Source organism: Pantoea sp. K16 (assembly GCF_048452805.1).
Lineage (GTDB): Bacteria > Pseudomonadota > Gammaproteobacteria > Enterobacterales > Enterobacteriaceae > Pantoea > Pantoea agglomerans.
The window spans coordinates 238,183-254,509 of the sequence record NZ_JBLWNV010000006.1 but is presented as its reverse complement, the minus strand read 5'-3'; the positions used below and the strand labels follow the sequence as shown (position 1 = coordinate 254,509).

At 53.6% G+C, this 16,327-nt stretch carries 18 protein-coding genes and 2 tRNA genes (1 of these 20 cut by a window edge); 12 read left to right on the top strand and 8 right to left on the bottom strand.

What is annotated here, in order from left to right; all coding sequences use genetic code 11:
• Both ACK13D_RS10320 and ACK13D_RS10315 read right to left on the bottom strand, forming a co-directional pair.
• Positions 1-54 (bottom strand) — tRNA-Ser (locus ACK13D_RS10320) (it extends 134 nt beyond the left edge of the window).
• A gap of 67 nt (positions 55-121) precedes the next feature.
• Positions 122-209 (bottom strand) — tRNA-Ser (locus ACK13D_RS10315).
• 220 nt (positions 210-429) lie between these two features.
• On the opposite strand from ACK13D_RS10315, the gene yccA reads away from it, so the two are divergent.
• Both yccA and ACK13D_RS10305 read left to right on the top strand, forming a co-directional pair.
• Positions 430-1,083, top strand: a complete 654-nt coding sequence (gene yccA, locus ACK13D_RS10310) for an FtsH protease modulator YccA (protein ID WP_003850014.1) — start codon at positions 430-432, stop codon at positions 1,081-1,083.
• A gap of 104 nt (positions 1,084-1,187) precedes the next feature.
• Entirely contained in the window at positions 1,188-1,514 is a 327-nt protein-coding gene (locus ACK13D_RS10305; protein ID WP_010246645.1) for a TusE/DsrC/DsvC family sulfur relay protein, read from the top strand.
• Here ACK13D_RS10305 and yccX read toward each other — a convergent pair whose 3' ends face one another.
• Complete coding sequence (gene yccX, locus ACK13D_RS10300; protein ID WP_010246647.1) at positions 1,515-1,793, bottom strand: acylphosphatase; 279 nt, start codon at positions 1,791-1,793, stop codon at positions 1,515-1,517. It abuts the gene before it with no gap.
• Between the two features lie 85 nt (positions 1,794-1,878).
• Between yccX and rlmI the strand changes: the two genes are divergently transcribed.
• Together rlmI and hspQ are read left to right on the top strand one after the other, a co-directional pair.
• Positions 1,879-3,069, top strand: coding sequence for a 23S rRNA (cytosine(1962)-C(5))-methyltransferase RlmI (gene rlmI / locus ACK13D_RS10295; RefSeq protein WP_179257018.1), 1,191 nt, complete (start codon positions 1,879-1,881; stop codon positions 3,067-3,069).
• Positions 3,070-3,128: 59 nt separating this feature from the next.
• Positions 3,129-3,446 carry a heat shock protein HspQ gene (gene hspQ / locus ACK13D_RS10290; RefSeq protein WP_010246651.1) on the top strand — a complete coding sequence of 106 codons (318 nt, stop codon included), beginning with the start codon at positions 3,129-3,131 and terminating at the stop codon, positions 3,444-3,446.
• A gap of 31 nt (positions 3,447-3,477) precedes the next feature.
• Here the strand turns inward: hspQ and ACK13D_RS10285 are convergent, their stop codons facing one another.
• Positions 3,478-3,897, bottom strand: a complete 420-nt coding sequence (locus ACK13D_RS10285) for a CoA-binding protein (protein WP_010669789.1) — start codon at positions 3,895-3,897, stop codon at positions 3,478-3,480.
• Positions 3,898-4,073: 176 nt separating this feature from the next.
• Between ACK13D_RS10285 and ACK13D_RS10280 the strand changes: the two genes are divergently transcribed.
• Positions 4,074-4,715, top strand: a complete 642-nt coding sequence (locus ACK13D_RS10280; protein ID WP_010669788.1) for a YccT family protein — start codon at positions 4,074-4,076, stop codon at positions 4,713-4,715.
• A 69-nt stretch (positions 4,716-4,784) separates the two neighbouring features.
• A complete protein-coding gene (gene mgsA / locus ACK13D_RS10275; RefSeq protein ID WP_163639637.1) occupies positions 4,785-5,243 on the top strand; it encodes a methylglyoxal synthase in 459 nt (152 codons plus the stop codon).
• Between the two features lies 1 nt (position 5,244).
• On the opposite strand, the gene helD is transcribed toward mgsA, so the two are convergent.
• Entirely contained in the window at positions 5,245-7,299 is a 2,055-nt protein-coding gene (gene helD / locus ACK13D_RS10270; protein WP_418796290.1) for a DNA helicase IV, read from the bottom strand.
• A 123-nt stretch (positions 7,300-7,422) separates the two neighbouring features.
• Here helD and ACK13D_RS10265 point away from each other — a divergent pair, with 123 nt between their 5' ends.
• Positions 7,423-7,863 carry a YccF domain-containing protein gene (locus tag ACK13D_RS10265; RefSeq protein ID WP_010669786.1) on the top strand — a complete coding sequence of 147 codons (441 nt, stop codon included), beginning with the start codon at positions 7,423-7,425 and terminating at the stop codon, positions 7,861-7,863.
• Complete coding sequence (gene yccS / locus ACK13D_RS10260) at positions 7,847-10,006, top strand: YccS family putative transporter (RefSeq protein WP_346450285.1); 2,160 nt, start codon at positions 7,847-7,849, stop codon at positions 10,004-10,006. Before ACK13D_RS10265 ends, yccS begins: the two co-directional genes overlap by 17 nt.
• Here the strand turns inward: yccS and ACK13D_RS10255 are convergent.
• The gene (locus ACK13D_RS10255) at positions 10,003-10,632 is read right to left on the bottom strand and encodes a TfoX/Sxy family DNA transformation protein (protein WP_346439270.1); all 630 of its coding nucleotides are present in this window, start codon (positions 10,630-10,632) and stop codon (positions 10,003-10,005) included. The genes yccS and ACK13D_RS10255 overlap by 4 nt on opposite strands.
• A gap of 210 nt (positions 10,633-10,842) precedes the next feature.
• Here ACK13D_RS10255 and sulA point away from each other — a divergent pair, with 210 nt between their 5' ends.
• The gene (sulA, locus tag ACK13D_RS10250) at positions 10,843-11,334 is read left to right on the top strand and encodes an SOS-induced cell division inhibitor SulA (protein ID WP_010255031.1); all 492 of its coding nucleotides are present in this window, start codon (positions 10,843-10,845) and stop codon (positions 11,332-11,334) included.
• A gap of 350 nt (positions 11,335-11,684) precedes the next feature.
• Positions 11,685-12,755: a porin OmpA gene (gene ompA / locus ACK13D_RS10245; protein WP_010255028.1), complete on the top strand. Its 1,071-nt coding sequence runs from the start codon at positions 11,685-11,687 to the stop codon at positions 12,753-12,755.
• Between the two features lie 95 nt (positions 12,756-12,850).
• Here ompA and matP read toward each other — a convergent pair whose 3' ends face one another.
• Entirely contained in the window at positions 12,851-13,318 is a 468-nt protein-coding gene (gene matP, locus ACK13D_RS10240) for a macrodomain Ter protein MatP (RefSeq protein WP_187513967.1), read from the bottom strand.
• A 53-nt stretch (positions 13,319-13,371) separates the two neighbouring features.
• Here matP and ACK13D_RS10235 point away from each other — a divergent pair, with 53 nt between their 5' ends.
• Positions 13,372-15,240: a Lon protease family protein gene (locus tag ACK13D_RS10235; protein WP_346439272.1), complete on the top strand. Its 1,869-nt coding sequence runs from the start codon at positions 13,372-13,374 to the stop codon at positions 15,238-15,240.
• Between the two features lie 68 nt (positions 15,241-15,308).
• Positions 15,309-15,827, top strand: coding sequence for a bifunctional 3-hydroxydecanoyl-ACP dehydratase/trans-2-decenoyl-ACP isomerase (gene fabA / locus ACK13D_RS10230; protein ID WP_009091047.1), 519 nt, complete (start codon positions 15,309-15,311; stop codon positions 15,825-15,827).
• 68 nt (positions 15,828-15,895) lie between these two features.
• Here the strand turns inward: fabA and rmf are convergent, their stop codons facing one another.
• Positions 15,896-16,063, bottom strand: a complete 168-nt coding sequence (gene rmf / locus ACK13D_RS10225; protein WP_008925875.1) for a ribosome modulation factor — start codon at positions 16,061-16,063, stop codon at positions 15,896-15,898.
• Positions 16,064-16,327 lie beyond the last annotated feature (264 nt).

The window sequence follows — 16,327 nt, the reverse complement described above, 5'->3', positions numbered from 1 at the left end:
TTTCCCATCGGCGGTTTTCAAGACCGCTGCCTTAAGCCGCTCGGCCACCCCTCCGTTTTGAAACTGTACTGCATTGGCAAAACATCTATTTTTGCCGCTTTATTGCCCAGGGCAGATAAAGTGGCGGAGGAGGAGAGATTCGAACTCTCGGATGGTTTCCCATCGGCGGTTTTCAAGACCGCTGCCTTAAGCCGCTCGGCCACCCCTCCGCAATGACGCGCACTATAAACACCCCGTTTAGGGATGTAAAGCACCTATCTGTCTATTCGCCTGAAAAACAGCCAGATTGTGATTTTTCGGTGTCAAAATCGCCACTCTGCTCAAACAATTAGCAGTTTAGCGCGTAAAGAAGGGTAAAACGCCTTTTCCCTCTTTAATGGCCTGCGTATTCTCGGCACATATTTGGTGTTCTGCTTAAAGGAGCGCAACATGGAAAGAATTGTCACCTCATCGCAGTCCTCACTGCTGTCTACGCACAGAGTTCTGCGCAATACCTATTTTCTTCTCGGACTGACCCTGGCCTTCTCGGCCGTTACGGCTACCGCCAGCACCCTGCTGGCCCTGCCTGCGCCGGGTTTAATCCTGATGCTGGTTGGCTTCTATGGCTTAATGTTTTTAACCTACCGTCTGGCTAACAGCCCGATGGGCATCCTGGCCGCTTTTGCCTTTACCGGCTTCCTGGGTTATTGCCTGGGGCCTATCCTGAGCTCATTCTTAACCGCAGGCATGGGTGACGTGATAGCGCTGGCGCTGGGCGGCACGGCGCTGGTGTTCTTCTGCTGTTCGGCCTACGTGCTGACCACCCGTCGTGATATGTCCTTCCTCGGCGGCATGATGATGGCAGGTTTCGTCGTGTTGCTGGTTGCTGTAGTAGCCAACATCTTCCTGCAGCTGCCTGCATTGCATCTGGCCATCAGCGCCCTGTTCATTCTGTTTTCAGCCGGTGCGATTTTGTGGGAAACCAGCAACATCATTCACGGTGGCGAAACCAACTACATCCGGGCGACGGTCAGCCTCTATGTTTCGCTCTATAACATCTTTGTCAGCCTGCTGAGCCTGCTGGGGTTTGCCCGCAGTAACTAATCCGCAGTGACAGTAGCCTGTAAAACCCCGCTTCGGCGGGGTTTTTGCTTTTACTGCCCGCCAGGTTTGATAAACTGCGCCGTCATTTACTAAGAGGATGTCACGTGAATTTTAACGGTAACGAAATCGCCGTCGATGCCGAAGGCTATCTGAAGCATCCCGGCGACTGGAGTGAAGCACTGGCTGTCCACATCGCCGATCAGGAAGGCCTGACCCTGACTGAAGCACACTGGGAAGTGGTCCATTTTGTGCGCGCCTTTTATCTGGAATATAACACCTCACCCGCCGTGCGAATGCTGGTGAAGGCGATGGCGCAGAAATATGGCGAAGAGAAAGGCAATAGCCGCTATCTGTTCCGCCTGTTCCCTGAAGGGCCGGCTAAACAGGCGACAAAAATCGCCGGTCTGCCTAAGCCGGCGAAATGTCTGTAATTAACCGGTCGTAAAATCGCGGGGTGGCTCTGCGGGCTGGTGCGGCTCCACCAGCACCTTTTCAACGCGCGCGCTGCGTGGCCCGCCCGCTTTAAGCCAGGCGATCAGCGCATCGACCTGCTCCGCCTCACCCCAGGCCAGCACCTCGACACTGCCGTCATCCAGATTTCGCGCATAGCCCAGCACGCCCAGCGTCCTGGCTTCTGCCTGAGTACTGTAACGAAACCCGACGCCCTGGACGCGGCCATGAACCCATGCTTTAAAACAGGCTGCTGACATTATTCTCTCCTGCTGCTGTTCGTTGCAATTTCCCGCTATCCACCGGACAATGGCGCCTCATTTTTTCAGGTAAGCATAGCAAACTATGACAGTCAGATTGATTCTCGCAAAGGGACGTGAAAAGTCCCTGCTCCGTCGCCATCCATGGGTCTTTTCAGGTGCCGTTGCGCGTCTGGAAGGTAAAGCGCAACTGGGTGAAACCATTGACGTTTGTGACAGCAACGGTAAATGGCTGGCTCGCGCCGCTTATTCACCCGAGTCGCAGATCCGCGCCCGCGTCTGGAGCTGGCAGGCCGATGAATCCATCGATATCGCCTTCTTTGTCCGCCGTTTTGAACAGGCACAGCAGTGGCGCGAATGGCTGGCGGCCCGCGATGGTCTGGACAGCTATCGCCTGATCGCCGGTGAATCTGATGGTTTACCGGGCGTCACCATTGACCGCTTTGGCAACTTTTTAGTGATGCAGCTGCTCTCAGCAGGCGCAGAATATCAGCGTGCAGCGATCATCACCGCCCTGCAGCACTGTTTCCCTGGCTGCGCCATCTATGACCGTTCTGACGTCGCCGTTCGTAAGAAAGAGGGGCTGGCGCTGACGCAGGGCACCGTTACCGGTGAACTGCCACCGCCGCTGCTGCCGATTACCGAACATGGCATGAAGCTGCTGGTGGATATCCAGGGCGGTCACAAAACCGGCTATTACCTTGATCAGCGTGATAGCCGTCTCGCCACGCGTCGTTACGCGCAGGATGCCCGTGTCCTTAACTGCTTCTCTTACACCGGCGGATTCGCGGTTTCTGCGCTGATGGGTGGCTGTAAAGAAGTGATCAGCGTGGATACCTCCCAGGAGGCGCTGGACGTTGCCCGTCAGAACGTTGAACTCAATGAGCTGGATCTCTCCCGCGCGCAATTTGAGCGTGATGATGTTTTCAAACTGCTGCGCCGTTACCGGGACAGTGGCGAGAAATTTGATCTGATTATTATGGATCCGCCAAAGTTCGTCGAAAACAAAAGCCAGTTGATGGGCGCATGTCGCGGCTATAAAGACATTAATATGCTCGCCATTCAGTTACTGAATCCGGGCGGCATATTAATGACCTTCTCCTGCTCCGGTCTGATGGCCACCGATCTGTTCCAGAAGATCATCGCCGATGCCGCGCTGGATGCGGGCCGTGAAGTGCAGTTTATTGAGCAGTTCCGCCAGGCCGCAGATCATCCGGTGATCGCCAGCTATCCGGAAGGTCTCTACCTGAAAGGTTTCGCCTGCCGCGTCATGTGACTTGAAAAAACGGCTCCTGCCCCCATATTGGTAAGAGAGCTTTTTTTTCGGAGGTCACAATGATTGCCAGTAAATTTGGTATTGGTCAGCAGGTTCGTCATCGTTTGTCCGGCGTACTGGGCGTTATCGTCGATGTCGATCCTGAATACTCGTTAGATGAGCCTAAAATTGAAGATGTTGGCGCGGAAGAGAAAATGCGCACCGCGCCCTGGTATCATGTGGTGATGGAAGATGAGGAAGGCGATCAGGTACATACCTACGTTGCTGAGATTCAGCTTTCCGGCGAAACCAGCATTGAACACCCAGAGCAGCCTTCAATGGATGAGCTGGCAGCATCGGTGCGTCAGCAATTACAGGCACCTCATCTGCGACATTAATCTGTGGCGGCACGCTCTGCCGCCACACTCATCATTTCTGACGCGTTATTCCCAGACGCGGAATTTCAATCTTCGGGCAGCGATCCATAATCACCGTCATGCCCGCATCCTGTGCCAGTACCGCCGCCTGCTCATTAATCACGCCCAGCTGCAGCCATAATGTTTTTGCCCCAACGGCAATAGCCTCCTGGGCCACGCCCCACGCGGCTTCAGAATTGCGAAAGACATCCACCATATCAATCTTGCCCGGTACATCCGCCAGGCTGGCATACCCCTGCTGCCCCAGCAGCGTTTTCCCTGCCAGTTTCGGGCTGACCGGGATCACCTCATATCCCTGGTCGAGCAGATATTTCATCACACCGTAACTGGGACGTTCGGGGCGATCGCTTGCTCCGACTAAGGCGATACGTTGGGTGCGCGTCAGCACCTCACGAATTGTCTGATCGTTCATGTTTATCTCCTTTCAGGCCAGTGTTGAGTGTAGATTGGCGTGCCCTTTAGCGGGTAAGTCCTCAGCAAAATTAATTGAACCCGCGCACGAATAAATATGTTTAAATGTAAATTAACTGCCATAATGTAAGAATTTGCTACACACCATCCTTTGTGTCTTCAGTTACCGGAGTTGAAATGAAGCTGTCGCTGGCTGTAACGGGGTTAATTACCCTCCTCGTTTCGGCGTCCTGTTCTGCCATCACATTAAAGCTCGATCCTCAGATCGATTTGCTGGTGCTGGATGGTCGAAAAATTTCAGGCTCCCTCCTCAAAGGCGCAGACAGCCTGGAGCTGGACCGCGGTCAGCATCAGTTTCTGTTTCGGGTAGAGCAGCAGCGCAAAGGTCAGAATGAGAACGTCATCGCTTATCAGTCGGTGCCGATGATCGTCACGTTCACCGCGGTTGCCAAAACCATTACCATTCGGTTGCCTGCGCTGGAGACAAAACGCGAGCGTTATCATTTTGACCGCAGCCTGAACTTTCAGCTGGTGGATGAAAAAGGCACGGAGATTACCAGCGTGCGCGACCACCTGCCGGTCACCACATCCGCAGATATGGAAAAAGCGATGCTGAATTATAATCGCACCCGCCAGATTGCCTCTGTGCCGCGGTTTGCAAATACCCCTTCTGCAACGCCCTCTTCCGTCCGGCTTACCGCCGATCTGGACTGGACTACTCAGGCCGAACTGCCCTCGCTGCACCGCTGGTTTCACCGCTTCGATGAAGCCACGCGTCAGCAGCTTCTGACGCTGGTCAAAATGCTACGTACAAGTTGATAGAGTCGAAAGGCCAGAGGTACACTCGTGCTCTCTCTTCTTGCGCATGAGCCTTACCAGGACGCCTTTATGGAACAGACTGTTCGTACCCTCGGCACCACAAAACATATCGCGCTGGTCGCCCACGACCACTGCAAAGCCGCCCTGCTTGACTGGGTAAAAAAAAACCAACCCGCGCTGGAATCGCACATCCTCTATGCTACCGGCACTACCGGGAATCTGATCAATCGCGATACGGGTCTGAATGTGACAGCCATGCTGAGCGGCCCGATGGGCGGCGATCAGCAGGTGGGTGCGCTGATTTCGGAAGGAAAGATCGATGCACTGATTTTTTTCTGGGATCCACTCAACGCAGTGCCGCACGATCCGGATGTCAAAGCGCTGCTGCGTCTGGCTACCGTATGGAATATCCCGGTAGCCACTAACCGCTCCACGGCTGACTTTATCATTCAGTCGCCACTGTTTGCGCAAAGTGTAGAGATTATGATCCCCGACTATCAGCGCTATCTGGCCGATCGTCTGAAGTAACTCAGGCTTTACGCAGCACCGGCACACCCAGCTCGCGGAAGTGATCGACAAACGGTGACGGCGCTGCCTTATCGAACATCAGAAAAACCTGCTGACGCGCGCGCGTCAGTGCCACATAGGCCAGACGGCGCTCTTCTGCATCAGGGAACGCTTCTGGCTGCGGTAATAAGCCCTGTTCAATGATCGATTCGCGCGCCTCTGCCGGGAAGCCCTCTTTACCCTGCTGTAATCCCAGCAAAATGACGTAATCTGCCTGCTGACCTTTGCTGGCATGAATCGTCATAAATTCCAGATTGAGCTTTGGCCAGCGGGTTCTGGCTTTATCCAGTAAATCCGGCCGCAGATAGTGATAACGCGCCAGCAGCAGAATTCGCTCATCAGGCTTCGCGTAACCGCTGAGTTTGTTCAGCAAGGCTTCCAGCTGATCCTGCGCCAGCAGCGAAATCGACTTTTTATTGCCTTTGGTGACGCTGTTCAGCGGTTTTGCCAGCTGCTGCGGGTTCTGTTGTATAAACCGGTTGGCAATGTCGCCGATGCGGTCGTTGAAACGGTAGGTTGTGTCCAGTACGCAGCGGTCTCCTTCACCAAAATAGTGATGGAATGCCGTCGTCAGCGTCATCTCCGCCCCACTAAATCGGTAGATAGCCTGCCAGTCATCGCCAACAGCAAACAGTGCAGTACGCTTATTCTGCTGGCGTAATGCGCTCAGCAACGCGGCACGCTGAGGCGAGATATCCTGGAATTCATCCACCAGAATGTGTTTCCACGGACTGATAAACCGTCCTTTTTCCAGAATGGCAATCGCCTGGTGAATCAGACCCGAAAAATCGACCGCGCCCTCCTCTTTTAATGCGCTCTTCCACGCTTTCAGCAACGGTGCCATCAGTTTGATGCGCTTACTGAAGAGATCGCGGATCTCTTCGGGCACGTCGGCGATCATCGCTGCCTGCGCACCGCCATGCATACGCATCAGACCGAGCCAGCGCTCCAGTCGTGACGCCAGCCGGTTTGCCAGCCTGTCGTCCTCCCAGAATGGCCCATCGGGCAACTCCCACTCCAGTTCATCACGCAGCCACTGACGCCAGCCGTTTGCCTGCGCCTTCTTCTCATGGCACTGCTGCCGCCACTGCTGGATCAGCAGCGTGCGACGCGCATCGGCATCACTCTCAAGTTTGCTGATAACCGGCTGCTTATTACTGCCTTCACGAATAATATGCAGCGCCAGAGAATGGAAAGTCCGCGCCTGGATGTCAGCGGCGGAGAGCCGCGACTGGATACGTGCGTTCATCTCTTCAGCCGCCTGGCGGCCAAATGCCAGTAACAGGATTTGATCGGCGCTGGCCAGCTTGCGCTGCATTAACCAGCCTGCACGAGCCACCAGCACCGAGGTTTTACCGCTGCCCGCGCCTGCCAGCACCAGCAGAGAATTCTCGCCATTAACCACCGCCTCACATTGCGACTGATTGAGTGGCGTGCTCTCGACGCTGGCAAAGAAATCCTGATAGCGGGTGAGCATGGCGGCCGTCCAGTCGCGGTTTCGCTGCCGCAACGCCGTTTCGCCCTGCTCCAGCCAGCGCTGACAGAATTGCCAGTTGTCCCGGCAGTCAGCAAAATCTTTTAAGCGGGAGAGCGGCATCGGCAATGCATCGAACTGTTTGAGGATGTTGTTTTTCAGCGCCTGCAACTCGTGGCGGTTCAGCCAGCGATCCTGTGCGCCAAACGCCTCGATTTCGTCGCGTAGCGCCTGCAGCACCTCGCGGCACACTGCGCTCATCTCCAGACTCCAGCTCTGCCAGGCCTGCAGCAGATAGTGGTGAAAGCGCTGCGTTTCCTGCCATTCCGTGCCATGCAGGCGGACCACTTTTTCATCGGCCAGCAAAAACTCCAGCTCGCCCCACACCAGCCCGCGCTTGCAGGCGATATCCAGTAACTGGTTAAAGGGGATCAGATACTCATGCTTATCGCCGCTGACTTCGACGCCTGCCGCCATCAAACGGACACGATTATAAGGATGCTGGGCAAGCCGTTTGCCCATCGAGGTTGCTTTCAGTTCCACGCCGACACCAACGTCAGAGAATAGGATTAGGGGGAGTTTACCTGTCAGACCCTTAGCGCTCCAGCCTTAAAACAGGCTAAACTTGGCGTCACATCTTGCGGAATGCAAAAGGAAAAGAAGATCATGCGCACCGTTTTAAATATTCTTAATTTTGTTCTGGGCGGTTTTTTCACCACCCTGAGCTGGCTGTTTGCCACGTTAATCAGCATCGTGCTGATTTTTACCCTGCCGCTGACCCGCTCCTGCTGGGAAATCACCAAACTCTCGTTGCTGCCATTTGGCAACGAGGCGGTGCATGTTGATGTGCTGCGTCCGGAAAGTAAGAGTCATATTCTGAATACCGGCGGCACCTTTCTGAATATCTTCTGGCTGATTTTCTTTGGCTGGTGGCTCTGCCTTTCGCACATCTCCGTGGGGATTGTGCAGTGCATCAGTATCATCGGTATTCCGGTAGGGATTGCGAACTTTAAGATCGCCGCTATCGCGCTCTGGCCGGTTGGCCGCAGGGTGGTATCAGTGGAAGAGGCGCGCGCCGCGCGCGAAGCCAATGCCCGCCGCTATTAATATGATGTCGGATGCCGTGCCAGGCTGGCGCAAATATCTGTTTAACAGTACGTGGCGCTATCTGCTGCGGATCCTGTTTGCACTGAGTGGCTGCGCCGCCATTCCCTGGTGGCTGCATCAGATTGAGTGGACGATCCCTCTGACCCTGGGAGTGGTCGCTGCTGCGCTGGCCGATCTCGATGATCGCCTGGCCGGTCGCCTGAAGAATCTGCTGATTACCCTGCTCTGCTTCTGCATCGCCTCGGTTTCAGTCGAGTTACTGTTTCCCTATCCATTCGCCTTTATTATCGGGCTGGCAATCTCGACCTGGGGCTTTATTCTGCTGGGCGCCCTTGGCCAGCGCTACGCGACTATCGCCTTTGGTGCTCTGCTGATTGCGGTCTATACCATGCTCGGCATCGGACTGTTCAGCCAGTGGTATATGCAGCCGATGCTGCTGCTGGTCGGCGCGCTGTGGTACAACCTGCTGACATTACTGGGCCATCTGATGTTTCCGGTCCGGCCGGTGCAGGAGCAACTGGCCGGGAGTTTTTCACAACTGGCGCGTTACCTTGATGCCAAAGCGAATCTTTTTGATCCCGACGCGGGCGATCAGGATGATGCCGCGTTTATCGATGCGGCGATGGTCAACAGCCAGTTAGTGGCGCAACTTAATCTGACCAAGACCACACTGCAGAGTCGCCTGCGCGGCGATCGCGGGTCGCGCGGCACCCGCCGTAGTCTGCACTACTACTTTGTGGCGCAGGATATTCATGAACGGGCCAGCTCTTCCCATCTGCAATATCATCTGCTGCGGGGCGACTGGCGCTACAACGAAATTCTGTTTCGCTTTCAGCGCCTGCTGAATATGCAGGCTCAGGCCTGTCGCCAGCTGGCACATTGCATTCTGATGCGTCAAAGGTGGGTGCATGACAGCCGTTTTGAGCGTGCATTTGAACGATTACAGAAAGCGATAGAACGTCTGGAGCAGCATGATCCTGACGCTACGCATACCCGTGCTCTTTTCTGGCTGCTGCGCAACCTGCGCGCCATCGACGCACAGCTTGCTTCGATCGAATCAGAACAGACGCTGGCCGGTGAAGATCCTCAGCACAGTGACAATCTGCTGTCACGCGAAGGATTGAGTGGCTGGAGTGATATCCGGCTGCGCTTCAGCCGCCACCTCTCGCCCGCATCGGCGCTGTTCCGGCATGCGGTTCGCATGTCTGTGGTGCTCTGTATTGGATATGGTTTTATTCAGGTAACCGGGCTGGAGCGGGGATACTGGATTTTGCTGACCAGCCTGTTTGTCTGCCAGCCCAACTACAATGCAACGCAGCGACGACTGGCCTTGCGCATCGGCGGAACGCTGGCGGGGATTGTGATTGGTCTGCCCGTTTTATGGCTGGTGCCTTCGATTGAAGGTCAGTTAATCCTGATAGTGATTACCGGCGTACTGTTCTTCGCTTTCAGGCAGGTGCAGTATGCACAGGCCACGCTGTTTATCACTCTGCTGGTGCTGCTCTGCTTTAACCTGCTGGGCGAAGGGTTTGAGGTTGCCCTGCCGCGGGTAGTGGATACCTTACTGGGCTGTGGCCTGGCCTGGCTGGCTGTCGCGTTTATCTGGCCAGACTGGCGCTTTCGTCAGTTACCTGCCGTGGCAGAACGAACGCTGAAAGCGAATTGCCGCTATCTGGACGCGATCATGGAGCAATATCATCAGGGCAAAGATAACCGTCTCGCCTATCGCATTGCACGGCGTGATGCGCATAACGCGGATGCTGAACTGGCGTCGGTGGTCTCAAACATGAGCAGTGAAAGTCGCACCAGCCAGAAGCTGCGCGATTCGGCTTTTCAGCTGCTTTGCTCCAACCATTCATTTCTGAGTTACATTTCTGCGCTGGGCGCTCACCGCGATAAAATTACCGCACCCGAACTGCTGACATTGCTGGATGATACGGTTTGCTATGTGGAGGATGTGCTGCAGACGGAAGTTGTCAGCGATGAGCACGTAGAAACGATGCGCCATCAACTGGCTCAGCGAATCAGCCAGCTGGCCGCAGATGCGGATACGCGTGCGCCGCTGGTGCTCCAGCAACTCGGTCTGCTGGTGGCATTAATGCCCGATGTGGCTCGCCTGCGCCGCACGCTAATCACTGATTAGCCTTCGCCGTTTCTGAGATTTGGGTTTGATAAAAGCGTGCGCTGGAACCACGCATTCAGCTCCGCCCGTGTCGCCTGCGGCAGCGCAGCGGCATGGTGGCCCGTGATCGCCCCCTGCAGCGCAAGTAATGTCTGGAACCCAACGTGCTGGTTGATCGCTTTAAGCTTCAGCCAGCACTGTTTAGCCCCCATCTGGTAGAGATGATTGACGCTCATGACGCCCGCCTCGTACAGCATCATCTCCATACGTACGCTGAGATTTGGTAGATCTTTTAACCGCGGTGAGGATTGTCGGTCCTGCAACTCCAGCTGCGCCGTTTCTAAAGAGGCAGCAGAGAGCGCCAGCAGATGGTCAGGGTCGCGCCACAACGCCTCATCGACCCGAAAGTAATTGAGACTCACCAGCTTGCCCCGCTTGCGAAAAATCAGGGGTTGCAGCGGACGATCTGTAAGGTATTCCCGCAAAGGTTCACTGGCACGCAGATAGAGTTCGTCTTTATTAATTAAGGCAAAAACCACACTTTCTACAGCCAGGGCATAGCCTCCGAACTGGGTGCGCGACTCTATTGTTCCTAATGGGGCCAGGCGCGCTCTGGAGCGCTCTACAATCGGATTCACCTTTTTCATTGCACCACCTCCATGTAAGAAATATATCGTAAATTACCTTGGGTATCAGGTAATTAGAAGATAAAAAAAAGCGTCAACGGGTTCAATGAATAAATAGCGTTTCAACTAATCTTGTCGCGATTTTGCGAGGCGTTTTCAGAAATTTGGGTTGATCTTTATCCAGGATGACAGTACTGTATATTCATACAGTCCACTGCTGGTGATTAACTTATGCGAACACAACATCCTAATAATTCACGCTATGCTCATCATTATGCGTCCTCTTCCGTTCCGGCCTCTCAGGGCGGTGGAATTACTGAGTTACGCTACAGCGAACAGCCCGGTATGATGCAGATGTTGCTGTTGCCTTTATTGCAGCAGCTGAGTCAGCAATCACGCTGGCAGTTGTGGTTAACACCGGCATATAAACTGAATCGCACCTGGCTGCAGGAATCAGGATTACCACTGGATAAAAGTATGCATATCGCCGATTCTGAACGTCTGAATGCGGTTGAAGCGATGGTCAAAGCATTGCGTACAGGAAATTACAGTGTCGTTCTGGCATGGATTCCTTACGATCTTGACGAAGATGAACGACGTCAACTTGAAAATGCGGCGGCAGAGGGTGAAGCGCTGGGATTGATTTTGCGTGCAAGCGGGACATCAGAAGCGCCTCTCAGACCGCAAACTGCGATAAAAATTCAGTCGGATTTGTTTCATTAAGTAAAAATCAGAAGTTTCCCAAGCTATTTTTCTTATCTGTCGCAGCTAAACCACTGATTCTGTTAGTTCGAGCGTTGACAATGGTTTAGCAAGTTTTTAGGGCTTTTTGCCGCGGCAATAAGACCAGCCTAATTGTTAGAAATTGTGTATAAATCGCTGTTTTTTTACATAAGCGCCTCACATCATACTTGTAAGTTTCCAATCTCGTTGTAGACTTTAGCTCGCCAGGGTGCTCAATAACCTCCGTTTTTTGCGGTAGAGTCATAAGCGAGCGTTTTGACCCGGCGAAGGATTTAAACCAAGAGCAACCTTTTTGCTCATTGCCTATTTGGATGATAACGAGGCGCAAAATGAAAAAGACAGCTATCGCAATTGCAGTGGCACTGGCTGGCTTCGCTACCGTAGCGCAGGCCGCTCCGAAAGATGACACCTGGTACACCGGTGCTAAACTGGGCTGGTCTCAGTATCACGACACTGGTTACTACGGTAACGGTTACGAAAACAATGACGGTCCAACTCATGAAAGCCAGCTGGGTGCAGGTGCATTCGTTGGTTACCAGGCAAATCCATACCTGGGCTTCGAGCTGGGCTATGACTGGCTGGGTCGCATGCCTAACAAAGGCAACGTGACTAACGGCGCATTCAAAGCACAGGGCGTTCAGCTGGCTGCTAAACTGAGCTACCCAATCTATGACGATCTGGACGTGTATACTCGTCTGGGCGGCATGGTATGGCGTGCAGACTCAACGCAGACTAACCCAACTACTGGCCGCATCAGCGACCACGACACCGGCGTATCTCCGCTGGCTGCTGTTGGTGTTGAATATGCGCTGACCAAAAACTGGGCTACCCGTCTGGATTACCAGTGGGTTAACAACATCGGTGATGCACAGACCGTTGGTACTCGTCCAGACAACGGCATGCTGAGCGTAGGCGTTTCATACCGCTTCGGTCAGGATGACGTCGCTGCTCCGGCGCCAGCTCCGGCTCCAGCACCAGCTCCAGTTGTTGAAACCAAGCGTTTCACTCTGAAGTCTGACGTTCTGTTCACCTTCAACAAATCTACCCTGAAGCCAGAAGGCCAGCAGGCTCTGGATCAGCTGTACAGCCAGCTGAGCTCAATGGATCCTAAAGATGGTTCCGTTGTCGTACTGGGCTTCACCGATCGCATCGGTTCAGAGCAGTACAACCAGAAACTGTCTGAGAAACGTGCTCAGTCAGTCGTAGATTATCTGGTATCTAAAGGTATTCCTTCTAACAAGATCTCTGCACGTGGCATGGGTGAATCTAACCCAGTTACCGGCAACACCTGTGACAGCGTGAAAGGCCGTAATGCCCTGATCGACTGCCTGGCGCCGGACCGTCGTGTAGAAATCGACGTTAAAGGTATCAAAGACGTTGTAACTCAGCCACAGGCTTAAGTTTACACGTAATAAAAAACCCCGCTAAGGCGGGGTTTTTTTATGCCGGTAATAAAACCGGACTGAGAGATGAAGGCTTTGATTGCCCTGCCCGATTATTCGCTCTCTGAACCGGAGTTACCCAGAATCGCCTGCAAATCCTGCTTCAGGCTCGACATCTGAGTGGCATATTTCTCTTTACGTTCTGCATCTTCTATCAGCTGAACAATCGTTTCAGAGAGCGTGCAGCCGCGCCGCTGTGCCAGACCTGCCAGTCGCTGCCAGACCAGATACTCCAGGTCTATCGATTTTTTTCGCGTATGCTGATGTTCAGCGTTGAAATGGCGTTTTCGTCGGGCACGGATGGTCTGCTTCAGTCGGTTCTCCAGATCAGCGTGAATATGTTCTGCGATCCATTCATTCACTGTAACCGGATTATTTTCCATTGCCAGCAGCTTATCCACTGCTGCCTGCGCCGCGCTTAACTCAAGGTGACGCGTGATCAGTTCACCTTCCCGATGTTTTTTCACCAGGTATTTCCACTTCCATCCACATTCAAGATTTTCGAGTTGCTGGTATTTCATCGGAATCTCATCGTGATCACGTAACGAACTAAGAATAACAGCTTTTTTCCCGGATGCAGCAACGAAAAACATGCTGTCACCATCACATCTTCAACAGGAAGTCTGCAGTGCTTAACAAGGGTGAATCCTGTATAATCTCGCTTTTCTTAAAACAGACAAATGCGATTATTTTGACCAGCACTCAACTTACGTGGCAGACCTTACAGCCAGATAGCGCGCAATACCAATCCGTTTTCTCCCGAATTGCTGATGAAGAAACTGATGCTCTGGCAACGGTACAGCCCCGGTTGCTGAATGCACTGGCGCACTTACACCATCAGACGCAGGGGTTCCCGTTACTGCTGGTTCGTAGCCAGGAGAATCGCGATTATCTGACATTCATTGCCCAGGCCGCAGAGCGGGTTATGGCCGACAGTACCACTCTATTCGGCGGTGATTACCATATCATGGCCGACAACGTCACGCTCCAGCCCCCCTCCGATCCTCAACGCCCATTCACCAGTCAGGGTGGTATTCACTTTGCTGAATGGACTGAGATGGAGCAATTGTTTGGCTGCGTGCGCCAGTATAAAGATCGCATCCAGCTGGAACCGGGCCTGATCCATCGTGCTAATGGCGGCACGCTGCTGCTTTCCCTGCGTAGCCTGATGACGCAGCCGATTCTCTGGTTGCGCCTGAAGAAGTGTGTTGAGCAGGGCTATGTTGAGTGGACATCTCAGGATGAACGCCAGCCGCTGCCAGTCTCGATTCCTCCCTTGCCGCTCAATCTGAAACTGGTCCTGTGTGGCGATCGGGAAGCGCTGGCAGAATTTCAGGAGCTGGATCCCGAAGCTCACGAAATGGCCATCTATACTGAATTTGAAGAGAATATTCAGATTCTGGATGAAGATGACATGCTTGCCTGGTGTCGCTGGAACATCGAACTGGCGCAACAGGCGGGTCTGCCCCTGCCGGAAGCGGACTTCTGGCCAGAACTGATTAAAGAAGGCGTCCGCTACAGCGGCGATCAGGAGACGCTGCCACTCTGCCCCCGCTGGCTACAACGCCAGATGCGCGAATCGGCCCTGATGGGCGATGAACTGAACGCTGAAGCGCTGCGTGATGCGCTGGAAGCGCGTTTGTGGCGCGAGAATTATCTCAATGAGCGGATGCGTGACGAGATCCTGCTGCGACAGATTCTGATTGAAACCGAAGGCGAAGTGGTTGGTCAGATTAATGGCCTGTCGGTCGTTGAATATCCTGGCCATCCCCGTGCCTGGGGCGATCCCTCGCGTATTACCTGCGTGGTACATCCCGGCGATGGCGAATTCATGGATATCGAGCGTAAAGCGGAGCTGGGCGGTAATATTCATGCCAAAGGCATGATGATTATGCAGGCTTACCTGATTGCCGAACTGGAACTCGATCAGCAACTGCCCTTCTCGGCCTCAATGGTCTTTGAGCAATCTTACTCCGAGGTGGATGGTGACAGTGCTTCACTGGCTGAACTCTGTGCCTTAATCAGCGCGCTGGCTAATCAGCCCATCAATCAGCAAATTGCGGTAACCGGCTCGGTTGATCAGTTTGGCAACGTACAACCGGTGGGCGGACTGAACGAGAAAATCGAAGGCTTCTTTGATATCTGCCATCAGCGAGAACTGACAGGTCAGCAGGGTGTGATTATTCCCGCCAGCAATGTCCGTCATCTCAGCCTCAGTCAGGCGGTTGTCAGTGCGGTTGAACAGGGTCATTTCCATATCTGGGCAATTGACCGTGCCGATGAAGCGCTACCGCTGCTGACCGGTAAAATCTGGAGTACCGAGGATGGCCTGGGCGACTGCCTGCTGAATACCATCCAGGAACGCATTAGCCTGTTCAACCAGCCGGACGGTCCGCAACGTCCCTGGGCGCTGCGCTGGCTTAACTGGTTCAACCACCGTTAATCCGATTTGCTCAGCGTACAACTGTTCGCTAATATTCGTGATTCACTAAAACAAGGCTTATTGAAAACATGGTAGATAAACGCGAATCCTATACCAAAGAAGATCTGATTCTGTCAGGTCGTGGTGAACTGTTTGGCGAAAATGGTCCGCCGCTTCCATCCGGCAACATGCTGATGATGGACCGCGTGGTCAAAATGACCGAAGACGGCGGCAAATATGACAAAGGCTTTGTTGAAGCGGAGCTGGATATCAATCCTGATCTCTGGTTCTTCGGCTGTCACTTTATTGGCGATCCGGTGATGCCGGGTTGTCTGGGCCTTGATGCCATGTGGCAGCTGGTTGGTTTCTATCTGGGCTGGCTGGGCGGCGAAGGTAAAGGTCGTGCGCTGGGCGTGGGTGAAGTGAAATTCACCGGTCAGGTCCTGCCAGATGCGAAGAAAGTGACTTACCGCATTCACTTCAAACGCGTTATTAACCGCAAACTGGTTATGGGCGTGGCAGATGGTGAAGTGCTGGTTGACGGTAATCTGATCTATACCGCCAGCGATCTTAAAGTCGGCCTGTTTAAAGATACCGCCGCTTTCTAAGCGTTTCCCCCCGAAACAAAAACCTCCGCACATGGCGGAGGTTATATTCCCTTTTCAGTGACATCCGGTTATGCAGCTACCGACCTGTCCTCCATGGCTTGTCGCCAACCTCCCAACCAGTGAGACTTAGCGTCAATCAACTGATACGGACACATCTCTTTTGAGCGTCCAGTAATACCTGCCTGATAACCACGTGAATGGGCGCGTTCGAGGCGGTCTCGTTTCTGTCTCTTCATACTCCGTGTCCCTCATGTAAGGTCTGTGGAATCTGGTGGAAAGAAAAGTGGTGAATTAATGTTCAACCACCCTTATGTTCTACCTCCTGCGCACCCAAAGATCAATGCCCAATCTTCATGCCAGTGTCATAAATGTGACCTTAATCGGTAAAAATAATGACGTTCTGTGATGCATGCAACAACACTATCTTTCTGATTAAGCTAATAAAAAAGCCCCTGACCTCTGTCGAAAAAGCACGACAATCGGTCAGGGGCTTAGCTTAT